The sequence below is a fragment of the Faecalibacterium langellae genome, from assembly GCF_002549775.1.
Classification (GTDB): domain Bacteria; phylum Bacillota; class Clostridia; order Oscillospirales; family Ruminococcaceae; genus Faecalibacterium; species Faecalibacterium langellae.
Map to the genome: position 1 here is coordinate 216,875 of NZ_NMTR01000004.1, position 14,445 is coordinate 231,319.

14 protein-coding genes are annotated in these 14,445 nt (G+C 58.2%); all 14 read left to right on the top strand.

From position 1 onward, the window contains the following. Positions 1–177 precede the first annotated feature (177 nt). The 14 genes from CGS49_RS02430 to rplU all read left to right on the top strand — a co-directional run bounded on the left by CGS49_RS02430 (position 178) and on the right by rplU (position 14,438). Entirely contained in the window at positions 178–1,548 is a 1,371-nt protein-coding gene (locus CGS49_RS02430) for a citrate synthase (protein ID WP_097800337.1), read from the top strand. Then, positions 1,548–2,333 (top strand): hypothetical protein, encoded by a 786-nt coding sequence (locus CGS49_RS02435; protein WP_097800338.1) that lies wholly within the window; start codon positions 1,548–1,550, stop codon positions 2,331–2,333. Before CGS49_RS02430 ends, CGS49_RS02435 begins: the two co-directional genes overlap by 1 nt. A 197-nt stretch (positions 2,334–2,530) precedes the next feature. After that, positions 2,531–3,562, top strand: a complete 1,032-nt coding sequence (gene gap, locus CGS49_RS02440) for a type I glyceraldehyde-3-phosphate dehydrogenase (RefSeq protein WP_097800339.1) — start codon at positions 2,531–2,533, stop codon at positions 3,560–3,562. Between the two features lie 145 nt (positions 3,563–3,707). After that, positions 3,708–4,637 carry a hypothetical protein gene (locus CGS49_RS02445; RefSeq protein ID WP_097800340.1) on the top strand — a complete coding sequence of 310 codons (930 nt, stop codon included), beginning with the start codon at positions 3,708–3,710 and terminating at the stop codon, positions 4,635–4,637. Between the two features lie 234 nt (positions 4,638–4,871). Next, on the top strand, positions 4,872–6,080 hold the full coding sequence (locus CGS49_RS02450; protein ID WP_097800341.1) for a phosphoglycerate kinase: 1,209 nt from the start codon (positions 4,872–4,874) through the stop codon (positions 6,078–6,080). Positions 6,081–6,196: 116 nt separating this feature from the next. After that, positions 6,197–6,967 carry a triose-phosphate isomerase gene (gene tpiA, locus CGS49_RS02455; protein WP_097800342.1) on the top strand — a complete coding sequence of 257 codons (771 nt, stop codon included), beginning with the start codon at positions 6,197–6,199 and terminating at the stop codon, positions 6,965–6,967. A 98-nt stretch (positions 6,968–7,065) separates the two neighbouring features. After that, complete coding sequence (gpmI, locus tag CGS49_RS02460) at positions 7,066–8,592, top strand: 2,3-bisphosphoglycerate-independent phosphoglycerate mutase (RefSeq protein WP_097800343.1); 1,527 nt, start codon at positions 7,066–7,068, stop codon at positions 8,590–8,592. A gap of 196 nt (positions 8,593–8,788) precedes the next feature. Beyond that, on the top strand, positions 8,789–9,610 hold the full coding sequence (locus CGS49_RS02465) for a M15 family metallopeptidase (protein ID WP_097800344.1): 822 nt from the start codon (positions 8,789–8,791) through the stop codon (positions 9,608–9,610). Positions 9,611–9,649: 39 nt separating this feature from the next. After that, positions 9,650–10,948, top strand: a complete 1,299-nt coding sequence (locus CGS49_RS02470) for a M16 family metallopeptidase (RefSeq protein ID WP_097800345.1) — start codon at positions 9,650–9,652, stop codon at positions 10,946–10,948. Further along, positions 10,935–12,245, top strand: a complete 1,311-nt coding sequence (yfmH, locus tag CGS49_RS02475) for an EF-P 5-aminopentanol modification-associated protein YfmH (protein WP_097800346.1) — start codon at positions 10,935–10,937, stop codon at positions 12,243–12,245. Before CGS49_RS02470 ends, yfmH begins: the two co-directional genes overlap by 14 nt. 5 nt (positions 12,246–12,250) lie before the next feature. Further along, a complete protein-coding gene (gene lgt, locus CGS49_RS02480; protein WP_097800388.1) occupies positions 12,251–13,291 on the top strand; it encodes a prolipoprotein diacylglyceryl transferase in 1,041 nt (346 codons plus the stop codon). Positions 13,292–13,392: 101 nt separating this feature from the next. Next, entirely contained in the window at positions 13,393–13,650 is a 258-nt protein-coding gene (locus CGS49_RS02485; RefSeq protein ID WP_097800347.1) for a type II toxin-antitoxin system prevent-host-death family antitoxin, read from the top strand. Next, positions 13,640–13,972, top strand: a complete 333-nt coding sequence (locus CGS49_RS02490; protein WP_097800348.1) for a type II toxin-antitoxin system RelE/ParE family toxin — start codon at positions 13,640–13,642, stop codon at positions 13,970–13,972. The genes CGS49_RS02485 and CGS49_RS02490 overlap by 11 nt, the downstream gene beginning before the upstream one ends. Positions 13,973–14,126: 154 nt before the next feature. Further along, positions 14,127–14,438: a 50S ribosomal protein L21 gene (gene rplU / locus CGS49_RS02495; protein ID WP_097800349.1), complete on the top strand. Its 312-nt coding sequence runs from the start codon at positions 14,127–14,129 to the stop codon at positions 14,436–14,438. Positions 14,439–14,445: the final 7 nt, after the last annotated feature.

The following is a 14,445-nucleotide window of genomic DNA, read 5'->3' on the forward strand; positions in this document are numbered from 1 at the left end:
AAAAAAGCATTTCCTCTTTTGCAAAAGAACGCATAAAATGACGTTTTTGCCCGGAAAAACGGGCTGCGGCGCAGTTGATGCTTGAATTTACTGCACAAAAGCGCTATGATAGAATTATGTCCACCAATGCGGGTGGAAGGGAAAGTATCAGAACATAGGATGAAAGGAGAACTCCCCATGAATTTTGCACATTCAGAAGTGGCGACCCTGGACCCCAACACCATGCGCACCTTGTGCGAGGAGTACATGGCGAACAACTACATCGACCCCGAGACCAGCGAACGGCTGGGCGTCAAGCGCGGCCTGCGCAATCCGGACGGCACCGGCGTGCTGGCAGGCCTGACCAATGTCTGCGACGTTGTGGGTTACAAGAAGGACCAGGAGGGCCACATCATCCCCATCCCCGGCAAGCTGATCTACCGCGGCGTGCCCATCGACGAGATCGTGGACGAGGCCTACCGCAACGACCGTTTCGTCTTTGAGGAAGTGATCTGGCTGCTGCTGTTCGGCAGCCTGCCCACCCGGGAACAGCTGGACGATTTCTGCGATATCCTGGCCGAGCACCGCGCCCTGCCGGAAGGCTTCATGGACACCATGAACGCCCCTTCGCCCAACGTGATGAACAAGCTGCAGCGCTGTGTGCTGGGCCTGTACTCCTACGATGAGCACGCGGAAGACCTGAGCCTGGAGAACATTCTGAACCAGAGCATCAACCTGATTGCCAGCATGCCCACCATGATGGTGAACGCTTACCAGATGAAGCGCCGCTATTATGATAAGCAGAGCATGTTCTTCCATCTGCCCAAGCCCGGCCAGAGCACGGCAGAGCACATTCTGAGCACCTACCGCCCGGATCAGAAGTTCACCCACGAGGAAGCAAAGCTGCTGGATATGTGCCTGCTGGTCCACGCGGACCACGGCGGCGGCAACTGCTCCACCTTCACCACCCGCGTGCTGTCTTCGTCCGGCACGGACACCTATTCCGCTATTGCGGCGGCCATCGGCGCGCTGAAGGGCCCCAAGCACGGCGGCGCGAACCTGATGGTCAACCGCCAGCTGAAAGACATCCTCAAGCATGTGGAGAACCCCGAGGACGACGACGAAGTGCGCGAATATCTGCGCCGCATCCTGCGCAAGCAGGCGGGCGACGGCTCCGGCCTGATCTACGGCATGGGACACGCGGTCTACACCATCAGCGACCCCCGCGAGGTGATCCTGAAGCAGCGTGCCCGCCACCTGGCCTACGAAAAGGGCTTTGAGGAAGAATACAACATGCTGTGCAGCATTGAGCGGCTGGCCCCCGGCATCTTCGCCGAGGAAAAGGGCAGCACCAAGCCCGTGTGCGCCAACGTGGACCTGTTCAGCGGCCTGATCTACAACATGCTGGGCATCTCGGAAGACATCTACACCCCGCTGTTCGCCATTGCCCGTGTGCCGGGCTGGTGTGCCCACCGCGTGGAGGAGGTCGTCTTCGCCAACCGCATCATTCGTCCCGCCTACAAGTATCTGGGCGTGCGCCAGAAATATAAGCCGATCGAGGAACGCTGATGAATTCTTCTGTACTGTTCGTTTTTGTTTTGGGGGTCCTGCTGGGCGTGCTGCGCGCAGCAGACCTGGCCCTGGGCACCGATGCCGCCACCGGCCTGTGCATGGTGGGCTCGGTGTGGTGGCGTTACCTGGCGCTGGGCATCGTGGTGCTGGCCGCCGTGCTGGTGGGCTGGAAAGCCGGTAAAAAAGCTGAGGCCGTTCGCAGCCGCCAGCCGCTGGCCGGTGTGCTGGCCTTCGTGGGCGCGGTGAGCTTCCTGGCTGCGGCCGGGGTGCAGTTCGCGCTGGGTGCTGCGGCCGGGGTGAGCGGCTTTGTGCGCGTCATCCTGGAATGTGCCTGCTCGGTGTGGCTCAGCACCATGGGCCGCTGCTGGCTGAGCCTCAATGACTGGAAGAAGCCCTTCGGCGGGCTGTATCTCGCCGTGGCGGGCAGCCTGCTGTTCTACTGGAACGTGCTGATGCGCTTTATGGAGAACTCCTCCAGCTGGCACCGGGTGCAGCCCACGGCGGCGGTCTGGCAGGCGCTGGCAGCGCTGGTGTTCCTTGCGGCGCTGGCGCGGGCGCTGCACGTCTTGCAGCCGGGCAATGCAAAGACCCTGTGTGCCGCCGGGCTTGCCGCCTTTGCGCTGTGCCTGTGCTGGCAGCTGCCCCGGGTGGTCGTTCTGCTGACCGGCATCGGCTGGGCAGCCCCGGCTGTCTGGGCGGAAATTTTTGCCGAGATCGGCCTGTGCTGCGTGGGCGGCATCGGCGCGGCGTGCGCTGCGGCCTGTGCAAACAGTCAGACTTGACAAAAATGTTAGCACTGTGTTGGCGCAATTGCCTAAAACGGGAGAGTTGTGCCGGACAAAATCGTACAAAAGCAAAAAAGTTGCAATTGTCTTGTTAATTTTTTGGCAGACACTTGAAACTTTCTGCGTTTTGGTCTAAAATAAAGATACCGTGATTTATCCAATTATGGGTAAAATAATTAGGAGGTACTATTAACATGGCTGTTAGAGTTGCTATCAATGGTTTCGGTCGTATTGGTCGTCTGGCTTTCCGTCAGATGTTTGATGCTGAGGGTTACGAGGTCGTCGCAATCAACGACCTGACCAGCCCCAAGATGCTGGCTCACCTGCTGAAGTACGATACTGCTCAGGGTTCTTTCTGCGGCAAAATCGGCGAGGGCAAGCACACTGTCGAGGCTACCGAGGATTCCATCATCGTTGACGGCAAGGAGATCAAGATCTACGCTGTCAAGGACGCAAAGGATGCTCCCTGGGGCGAGCTGAACATTGATGTCGTTCTGGAGTGCACCGGCTTCTACACCAGCAAGGAAAAGAGCATGGCTCACATCCAGGCTGGCGCAAAGAAGGTCGTCATCTCTGCTCCCGCAGGCAAGGATCTGAAGACCATCGTCTTCTCCGTCAACGAGAAGACCCTGACCAAGGAAGATCAGGTCATCTCCGCTGCATCCTGCACCACCAACTGCCTGGCTCCCATGGCTGACACCCTGAACAAGACCTACCCCATCGTTTCCGGTATCATGACCACTGTTCATGCTTACACCGGCGACCAGATGATCCTGGATGGTCCTCAGCGCAAGGGCGACCTGCGCCGTGCTCGTGCTGGTGCTCAGAACATCGTTCCCAACACCACCGGTGCTGCTAAGGCCATCGGCCTGGTCATCCCCGAGCTGAACGGCAAGCTGATCGGCTCTGCTCAGCGTGTGCCCGTTCCCACCGGTTCTACCACCATCCTGGTTGCCGTTGTCAAGGGCAAGGATGTTACCGTTGAGTCCATCAACGCTGCTATGAAGGCTGCTGCTTCTGAGTCCTTCGGCTACAACGAGGACCTGATCGTTTCTTCCGACGTCATCGGCATGCGTTACGGCTCTCTGTTCGACGCTACCCAGACCATGGTCGCTAAGATCGACGACGACACCTATCAGGTTCAGGTCGTGTCTTGGTACGACAACGAGAACTCCTACACCTCTCAGATGGTCCGTACCATTAAGTACTTCGCTGAGAACTGCTAATCACAGCTCTTAGTCTGCAAGTGCCTGAAACGGTATAAGTAGAGTTTTGCACCCTGTCTTTTGCGGGAGACCGTGAAGGGCAGGGTGCTTTTTTGCTGCACGGCCGAGAAAAGTACGGAGCGGATGTTGGAAAGGAGAAAAAACGATGGAAGATGTTTTCTTTACAGCGACAAAAAGGGCGCTTAAAAATATTACCAATACGTTTGATACAGTGTGGCCAATAGCGGTAGGACTATGGAACCTACGCTGTGCAGTGAAGGGCGTAAAAGATGAATGGCCATTGATCACCGAAAAACAATTGGCAGATAAGTTTACGGCTGGCAGCGGGATACATGGTGTGAACTATAAAAAGACCGTTATGACACAGAGTTGGGAAGAACAGCTGAATGGGCTTTCCTGGATGCTGCTTAACAGTACCATTCCAATTTATGAAGAATGGATAAAAGAACTAAATAGCGATATTTATAATGGGACAATAGACGAGAAAAAATTGCAATTCCCTAACAACATAGAGCGCGAAATCGCAAGATTACAGGGGAACGCATCTCAAATCATGAAGGACGCGTTTTATCAGACCTACTGCATCAAAAGAGACCGGAATTATGGCAATATCAAAGTAATGATGATGTGCTACAGGGCATTTAAAGAAGCGAGAAATTGCTATATGCACAATGGAATGATTGCGGATCAGAAAACGGTTGATGCATACAATGCCTATATTACAAATGCAACGTTGCAAAACTTGGAAATAAAAGAACTTCCGCTGTTTAAAAGAAATCCGATTTTAGGAGAGAAAATTGAATTGAATTTGCGGAGCGTCGTTGGCTTTTCATATGTTGTGATAAAAATTTTGGTCTCGCTGGATAGTGAGCTGGTCTGTACAAAACAGGCAGAGACTGAATTCAGAAAACGCTGGGAGCAGAAAAATGGAAAAGTAAAGCGAACATTGAAAGGAGACCACGAAAAGGCTAAAATTCAGGCGATGCAGTATGTGAAACAATGCAGGTTCCCGAAACCGGCAAATCCGGAAGATATGGTAAAGTACCTGCTCCAAGAGCGATTTGTGATGCCTTGATAAAGTTTGGCACGGCTTATGGTTCGTGGAGTGGGACGAAAGAAAGCAGTCTGCCTTTCGGTCAAACTATACACATTTCGGCGCAACAACCGCAAATGTTTGTTAAACAATTATCTATCGCATGTCCTTGCAATACGCGCGCTTTTTGTTTATAATAGTAGCATACGGGGCAGGGCCCCGAATGCGAGCGAAACTCTAGTTCAGAAATAAAAAGCTTGAGAGGAGTTTATTACCATGGGTTTAGGTAAGAAGACGATCGACGATCAGAACTACTGCGGCAAGAAGGTGCTTGTCCGCTGCGATTTCAACGTCCCGATGAAGGACGGTGTCATCACCAACGAGAACCGCATCAATGCAGCTCTGCCCACCATCCAGAAGCTGGTCAACGATGGCGCAAAGGTCATCCTGTGCAGCCACCTGGGCAAGCCCAAGAACGGCCCCGAGGCAAAGTTCAGCCTGGCTCCCGTTGCTGTGGCTCTGAGCGCAAAGCTGGGCAAGACCGTTGTGTTTGCTGACGACGACAATGTTGTGGGCGAGAACGCAAAGGCTGCTGTGGCTGCTATGAACAACGGCGACGTCGTTCTGCTGCAGAACACCCGCTTCCGCAAGGAAGAAACCAAGAACATGCCCGAGTTCAGCCAGGAGCTGGCTTCTCTGGCTGATGCATATGTGGACGACGCTTTCGGCAGCTGCCATCGTGCACACTGCTCCACTGCCGGTGTCACCGACTACATCAAGGATACCGCTGTCGGTTACCTGATGGAGAAGGAGATCAAGTATCTGGGCAACGCCGTGAACGATCCCGTCCGTCCCTTCACCGCTATTCTGGGCGGCGCTAAGGTCGCTGACAAGCTGAACGTCATCTCTAACCTGCTGGAGAAGGTCGATACCCTGATCATCGGCGGCGGCATGGCTTACACCTTCGTCAAGGCACAGGGCTACGAAGTCGGCAAGAGCCTGTGCGACGACACCAAGCTGGACTACTGCAAGGAAATGATGGCTAAGGCACAGGAGAAGGGCGTCAAGCTGCTGCTGCCCGTGGATGCTGCCTGCATCAAGGACTTCCCCGATCCCATCGATGCTCCCGTGGACGTCACCGTGGTGCCCGTCACTGCAATCCCCGCTGACATGGAGGGCTGCGACATCGGCCCCGAGACCATGAAGCTGTTTGCTGACGCTGTCAAGGCTTCCAAGACCGTTGTCTGGAACGGCCCCATGGGCGTGTTCGAGAACCCCACTCTGGCAGCAGGCACTCTGGCTGTTGCCAAGGCTATGGCTGAGAGCGATGCTACCACCGTCATCGGCGGCGGCGACAGCGCAGCAGCTGTGCAGCAGATGGGTCTGGGCGACAAGATGACCCACATCTCCACCGGCGGCGGTGCTTCTCTGGAGTACCTGGAGGGCAAGGAGCTGCCCGGCATCGCAGTCATCCAGAACGCATAATTTTCCCCGGCATCACAATGGGTGCGGCGGCTTTTGCGCCGCCGCACTTTTCATTTGTGCAGGAGCGGAAGATGCCGCTTCTGACGTTAGAAGGTAAATAAAGGAGATAGAGTATCATGGATAAGGCAAAGCGCAAGGCTATTATTGCTGGCAACTGGAAGATGAACAAAACCGCCTCCGAGGCTGCCGTTCTGGTGGACGAGCTGGTGCCCGCCGTGCAAGATGCAGGCTGCGAGGTCGTCATCTGCACCCCGTACACCGACCTGGTCACCGCTGTGGAGAAGACCAAGGGCACCAATATCCATGTGGGCGCCGAGAACGTCCACTTCGAGAAGTCCGGCGCCTTCACCGGCGAGATCAGCGCTGATATGCTGGTGGATCTGGGCGTGGAGTACGTCATCGTCGGCCACTCTGAGCGCCGCCAATATTTCGCCGAGACCGACCAGACCGTGAACAAGCGCGCTCTGGCTGCCCTGAATGCCGGCCTGAAGGTCATCATCTGCGTGGGCGAGAGCCTGCAGCAGCGTGAGGAGGGCGTCACCGAGGAGCTGGTCCGCATGCAGACCAAGATCGCTCTGCGTGATGTGACCGCTGAGCAGATGAAGAATGTCGTCATCGCTTACGAGCCTATCTGGGCCATCGGCACCGGCAAGACCGCTACCGCCGATCAGGCTGAGGAAGTCTGCGGCCAGATCCGCAAGGTCATCGGTGAGGTGTACGGCGAGGCTGTGGCCGAGGCTACCACCGTGCAGTACGGCGGCAGCATGAACGCCAAGACCTGCGAGGAACTGCTGAGCAAGAAGGATGTGGACGGCGGCCTGATCGGCGGCGCATCCCTGAAGGCCCCCGACTTTGCAGTCATCGTCAACGCAGCCACCAAGGGCTAAGCGCTGACCAATAACACGTTTTCCCAGCGCCCGGCTGCGCCGCATTTCCAGCGCTGTGCCGGGCGCTATTTGTTCAAATCATAAGGAGATCTACTTTTATGGCAAAGAAACCTGTTCTTCTGTGCATCATGGACGGCTTCGGCTGGGTGCCGAACGAGACCTTTGGCAACGCCGTGGTCGCCGCCAAGAAGCCCCACCTCGATGCTCTGATGGCAAAATATCCCATGACCACCATCAACGCTTCTGGCATGGCTGTCGGTCTGCCCGAGGGCCAGATGGGCAACTCTGAAGTCGGCCACACCAACATGGGTGCCGGCCGCATCGTGTACCAGCAGCTCACCCTCATCACCAAGTCCATCAAGGACGGCGAGATGCTGAAGAATCCTGTGCTGGTCAAGAACATGAAGGCTGCCATCGACGCGGGCAAGGCCATCCACCTGATGGGTCTGGTGGGCACCGGCGGCGTCCACAGCCATGCGGACCACTGGTTCGGTGTGCTGGAGATGGCAAAGCACATGGGTGCCAAGGAAGTCTACCTGCACTGCATCACCGATGGCCGCGACACCGACCCGCACTCCGGCAAGGGCTTCCTGGCCGACCTGCAGGCCAAGTTGGACGAGCTGGGCATCGGCAAGATCGCCAGCGTTTCCGGCCGCTACTACGCCATGGACCGCGACAACAACTGGGACCGTGAGGAGAAGGCCTACGCCGCCTTTGTCTACGGTGAGGGCAACCACGCCGCTAGCGCTGCCGAGGCCATCGAGGCTTCCTACGCAGCCGACAAGACCGACGAGTTCGTGCTGCCCTGCGTCACCTGCGAGGGCGGCCGCGTGCAGGACGGCGACACCGTCATCTTCATGAACTTCCGCCCCGACCGTGCCCGCCAGATGACCCGCATCTTCTGCGACGACGCCTTCACCGGCTTCGAGCGCCGCGGCGGCCGCAAACAGGTCCACTACGTCTGCATGGCCGAGTATGACGCTACCATGCCCAACTGCGAGGTGGCTTACCCGCCCGTGGAGCTGAAGAACGTTCTGGGCCAGTACCTGTCTGAGAACGGTAAGACCCAGCTGCGCATCGCCGAGACCGAGAAGTATGCTCACGTTACCTTCTTCTTCAACGGCGGCGTCGAGGCTCCCTACGAGGGTGAGGACCGCTGTGTCATCCCCAGCCCGAAGGTGGCAACTTACGACCTGCAGCCCGAGATGAGCGCCCCGGCGGTTGCTGCCGAGTGCGTTAAGCGCATCGAGAGCGGCAAGTACGATGTGGTCATCCTGAACTTCGCAAACTGCGACATGGTCGGCCACACCGGCGTGTTCGACGCTGCCGTGAAGGCTGTCGAGGCTGTGGATACCGCTGTGGACCAGGTGGTGACCGCTGTGCTGAACGCCGGCGGCTGCGCCTTCATCACCGCCGACCACGGCAACGCCGAGAAGATGATGAACCCGGACGGCACCCCCTTCACCGCACACACCACCAATGTGGTGCCCTTTGTGGCGGTTGGCTGCGGCGACGTGAAACTGCGCGAGGGCGGCTGCCTGGCCGACATCGCACCCACCATGCTGCCGTATATCGGCCTGCCCGTCCCCGCTGAGATGACCGGCAAGAGCATCATTGTGGAGTGAGCCTGAAAACCCTATAAAACACGCAAGAGGAGCAGCTTCGGCTGCTCCTTTTTTGCTGCCCGGCGGGCGGGGAAGGGTCGGTCACAATTTTTTTACACCCGGCGGCGTTTACACAAAATGCAAAGGGGTGTATAATATACACTGTATCTGTGCGGCGCAGCGCGCTGCAAATCACCGAAAAGGAGCGCAACGCGCTATGGAACAAAACGATCACCCGGCGTCTGCCCGCCCGAAGCCGCGCCTGACCCGCGCCCAGTATATGCGGCGCAAGCGCTTGCGCCTGGCCCGCAACTGGGCCATTCTGCTGCTGGTCTGTGCGGCTGTGGTGGCCCTGATGACCAAAGGCATCCTCTGGCTGCTGCCGAAGGCAAACGCCCTGCTGGCCGGACCGCAGAGCTTTGAAGCAGCCAGCTACGACGGAACCGCCTATGCCTTTGACGCCGACGACGCGCGGCTGGTGCTGGTGAACGCGAACCTGCCCTATGCAGAAGAACCGGCCCCTGCGCTGGCGGCCGTGACCGACAACAGCACCATTCAGCTGGAAGCCGAAGCCGCCGAAGCCTGCCGCACCATGCTGGAAGCCGCCAAGGCGGACGGCATTGAGCTGGTGCTGAACGCCGGTTATCTGGACGTCGACGGCCGCAGTGCTGTGTATGAAACGCAGAAGCAGGCCTATCTTGACGCGGGCAAGACCGAGGAACAGGCCGCCAGCCTGGCCGAGGATATCCAGCCCCGGGCTGAGTGCAGTGAGCACGGCACCGGCTATGCGGTGGACATCCTCAGTGCCGACTACACCACCCGGGACACCGGCTTTGCCGCCACCCGCGCCTACGAGTGGCTCACGGCCTACGCCGCCGAATACGGCTTCATCCTGCGCTATCCGCAGGACCGGCAGGCCGCGACGGGCGTGGTGTTCGAGCCCTGGCACTGGCGGTATGTGGGCACCGAAAACGCCCTCGCCATCCGCGCCAGCGGCCTGAGCCTGGAAGAATTCCTGACCCTGCAAAGGGCATCGTAACGAAAAAACTCCCTGCAAATACAGGGCGGAGGAACACAATTGGAACGTACTCTCATTGCGCCGGGCGTGCATCTCTCGTATGACCCGGCTGAAAAATTCAACCGCTGCCGCATCAGCATCCACTTTGCCTTCCCGGCAAAGCGGGAGACTGCCACGGCCCACGCCCTGCTGCCGCTGGTGCTGGAGCGCGGCTATGCCGATTGCCCGGATATGACCCGCCTGACCAAAAAGCTGGCGCGGCTTTATGGGGCTGACCTGACCGTGGACGCCCGGCCTATGGGCTGCAGCCACAACCTGTGCGTCAGCGTCACCGGCATCAAGGACAAATTCGCGCTGGAGGGGGAGCCCCTCACCCGGGAATACACGTCCATTGCGCTGGGTGCGGCCTTCCACCCCTATTTTGTGGGCGGTACCTTTGACCCGGAGGCCGTCGGTATCGAAAAGCAGATGCTGAAAAAGGCGCTGGAAGACGAGATCAACGATAAGCGCCTGTACTGTCTGCATCAGGCAAACCGGGAGTTCTTTGGCGACAGCCCGGCGGGCGTGCGGCAGGAGGGCTATCTGGACGAGGTGGACGGCCTGACGCCGGAAGCCCTCACCGAAGCGTACCGCGAAATGCTGCGCACGGCCAACATGGAGCTCATCGTGCTGGGCTGTACCGCCGAGCAGACGGCGGCGGTAAAAGATGCCCTGCTGGCAGAGCTGGCTGCCCTCGACCGTGCCCCGCTGCCGCTGGCTGAGGACATCGCCATGCCCCGCCGGGAGCCGGTGCACAAGACGGAAAACTACGACATGGTGCAGGCAAAGCTGTGTATGCTGTTCACGCTGGGCGAGCCCATGCGCACCGAACAGCTGGCCGCTGTACGCCTTGCCATGGCGCTGTACGGCGGCAGCGTGACCAGCCGCTTGTTTTTGAATGTGCGCGAGCGGGACCACCTGTGCTATTACTGCTCGTCCTCGTTCCAGAGCTTTACCGGAAGTATGGCCGTGAACAGCGGTGTGGAGCACGCGGACGCTGCCCGCGCCGAGCAGGCCATTTTAAAAGAACTGGCCGACCTGTGCGATGGACCCATCACCGACGACGAGTTTGAGGACTGCCGCCGGGGCCTGCTCAGCGGAATGCAGGGTGTGGAGGACACGCTGGGCGGCATCGAAACCTGGTATTACATTGAAGTGCTGCGCAGCGGCGGCGACCCGGCCAAGGTGCAGACGCCTGCCGAGGCTCGCGCCGCCCTGCAGGCCGTGACCAAAGACGATGTGCGTGCCATCCTGCGCAAACTGACCCTCTCGGTCAGCTATCTGCTCACGAAGGAGGTGTCTGCCTATGCCGCAGAATAACCAGACCCTGCTGCAAAAGACCGTGGCCGATCAGTGGCAGACCCTGCCTTCCGGCCTGACCGTCATTGTGCGGCCCATGCCGGGCTACTCCAGCACCCATGTCATCTTTGCCACCAAATTCGGCTCCATTGACCAGGACTTCCGGCTGGGCGGCAAAGAGGTGCACCTGCCTGCCGGTGTGGCGCATTTCCTTGAGCACAAAATGTTTGAGGACGAGGACGGTGACGCCTTTGCAAAGTACGCCAAGACCGGTGCCAACGCCAATGCGTTCACCAGCTTTGACCGCACCTGCTATCTGTTCACCGCTACCCAGCAGCTGGACGAAAGTCTGGATGTGTTGCTGGGCATGGTGACGCATCCGTATTTTACGGAGCAGACCATTGCCAAAGAGCAGGGCATCATCGGGCAGGAAATCAAAATGTACGACGACAGCCCGGACTGGCGGCTCATCACCGGCCTGTTCGAGTGCCTGTACCACGAGCACCCCATCCGCAGCGACATTGCGGGCACCGTGGAGAGCATTGCCGAGATCACGCCGGAGATGCTCTACGACAGCTGCAAGGCGTTCTATGCACCGGGCAATATGGTGCTGGCCGCGGCGGGCAACACCACCATGGAACAAATTCTGGCTGCCTGCGAACGCCACGGCTTGATGGAGCACGGCAGCACCGAGGGTGTGCAGCGGCTCTGGAAGCCGGAGCCTATGACCCTGGCAGCCACCGAGAAAACGCTGACCATGCCGGTGTCCAAGCCCTGCTTCGGTGTAGGCTTCAAGGAAGAACCACTGCCTGCGGGTGACCTGCGCACCGAAGCGCTCTATGACCTGATTTTGAGCTGCATTACCGGCGGCATGTCGCCGCTGTACCGCCGCCTGTATGACGAAGGCCTTGTAAACCCCGGCTTCGGCGGGGAAGTGCTGCGGGTGGACGGCTGCTGCTGCATCCTGTTCACCGGCGAGAGCGACGCGCCCGAAACGGTGAAGCAGCTGCTGCTGGACGAGGTCGCCCGCGTCCGTGCCGAGGGCGTGGACCGCGAAATTTTCACCCTGTGCAAGAACGAAAAATACGGTCAACTGATCGAAAATCTTGAAAACGTAGAGGATTCGGCCAGCCAGATGGCAGATTTTGCCCTCTCCGGCCAGACGGTGGCCCAGCAAATTGCAATGCTGGCGGGCCTGACCGCCGAGGATGCGGACGCAGCGCTGCAGCACATCCTCAGCACCAGCCGCATGGCCACGATGCAGATCCAGCCGGACGGCACCGCGCCGCTGGCGGAAGACGAGGAGGAAGCAGAATGACAAGACTGACAAATCTGGTGCAGTTCCCGGGCCTGGGGCTGAGCTTTGAGCTGAACCGCGTGGCCTTTTCCATCGGAAGATTCAACGTTTACTGGTACGGTGTGTGCATCGCCTTTGGCATCTGCCTGGCGCTGGTATTTGCGTTCCGTCACAGTGTGGAGTTCGGCGTGGACGCCGACAGCATGGTGGACGTGATTTTGATCGGCATCGTGCTGGGCATTGCCAGTGCCCGCGCCTACTATGTGGCCATGGCACCTTTTAAATATGAGAGCATCTGGGAGATAATCGCCATCCGCGACGGCGGTCTTGCCATCTACGGCGGCATCATCGGCGGCTTTTTGTTCGGCGGCCTTGCCTGCAAGTGGCGCGGCGTGCCGGTGCTGCCCATGTTCGATCTGACGGCCATGGGCTTTCTGCTGGGGCAGTGCTGCGGCCGCTGGGGCAATTTCTTCAATCAGGAAGCTTTTGGATGCAACACCACCCTGCCCTGGGGCATGTACAGCGAAGCTACCCGCGATTATCTGATGGGCAGCACGGTCACGGCCCAGAGCGGCGTGACCATCGACCCGAACCTGCCGGTACACCCCACCTTTTTGTACGAGAGCATCTGGTGCCTGGTGGGCTTCATCCTGCTGTTCCGCTACATCAAAAAGCGCAAGTTCAACGGTGATATCGCCCTGCGATACATGATCTGGTACGGCGCGGGCCGCTTCTGGATCGAAGCCCTGCGCACCGACAGCCTGATGCTGGTGCCTTCCATCGGCCTGCGCGTCTCGCAGCTGATCGCAGGTATTGCCGTGGCGGCCGGTGTGGCGGCGGAGATCTACTTTACCCGCAAGGCAGAGGGTAAGCCCCTGATGGTGAAGCTGGCGCTGACCGCCGACAACAAGGCGGCCCTCGATAAGCTGCGCAAGGAAAGAGGCGCCATCGGCCTTGTGCTGGATGCAGACACTGAGCTGGTGGCATCCAGCCCGCGCAAGCTGTTCGTGGAGCGCACCGAAGCTTACAATGCCGAAGTGAAACGCATCATCGAACAGACAAAGTAAAACGACGGAGCGAAGATTTTCGGGCCACAGTGCAAGGTAAAACTTGCGCTGTGGCTTTTTTTGATGTATAATATAGCCACAGAACAAAGGAGGCGGAACGTATGCAGATCGTACCGATGCGTGAACTGAAGAACACCGTGGAAATCGAGCGCCGCTGCGCCGAGGAAAACGGCCCGGTGTTCGTGACGAAAAACGGCTATGGCCGCTTGGTGGTCATGGACATTGAGTACTACGAGCGGACCATGAAAGAGATGGAAGAACTGAAACTGGTGATGGAAGGGCTGAAGGACGAAGAAGCCGGACGTGTTGTGGACGGCCCGACGGCCATGGAAGAATTGAGGAAAAAGTATGCTCTGTGAGTATCGCTATGAACTGACCGAGCGTGCTGTAAAAGATCTGGACGAGATCGCAGGCTATCTCCGGGATGATCTGGACAATGCCCGTGCAGCGATGTCACTTTTATATGAGGTGAGCAAGTGTGTTCAGCGGCTGTGCAGCTTTCCTGCCAGCGGGAGCCGGATTCTGGAAGAATATCTGCCGGAGAAAAATGTGCGCAAGGTGATCGTAGGAAACTATATTTTATATTATCGTGTTTTGAAAGAGCAGGAACTTGTGCGAGTGCTTCGTGTTGTGCACGGTTCCCGCAATCAGGATGCGGTTCTGCAGAACTTGAACAGCTGAAAATGCAAAAAATCTGCGCAAAGCGGAAATTTCCTCTTGCAATCCCTGCATTTTTTTGCTATACTATTCTAGCCGCGTGGTGTGGGCGCCTGAAATGGCCCCTGTAGGGGTCTGCCTTTACGACCAGCGAGTACAACGAAAAGGAATGAACAAAATGTACGCAATCATTGTTACCGGCGGTAAGCAGTACCGCGTGGAGCAGGGCGACATCGTCTACATCGAAAAGCTGGACGTTGAGGCCGACTCCGAAGTGAAGTTTGATCAGGTTCTCGCTGTCGGCGAGGAGGGTTCTGTGAAGGTTGGCGCTCCCGTTGTTGAGGGTGCTACCGTGACTGCCAAGGTCATCAAGAATGGCAAGGGCAAGAAGCTGAACATCATCACCTATCGCGCAAAGAAGCACAGTGCTCGCCGTATGGGCCATCGTCAGCCCTTCACCAAGGTTGAGATCACTGCGATCAACGGCTAAGGAGGTA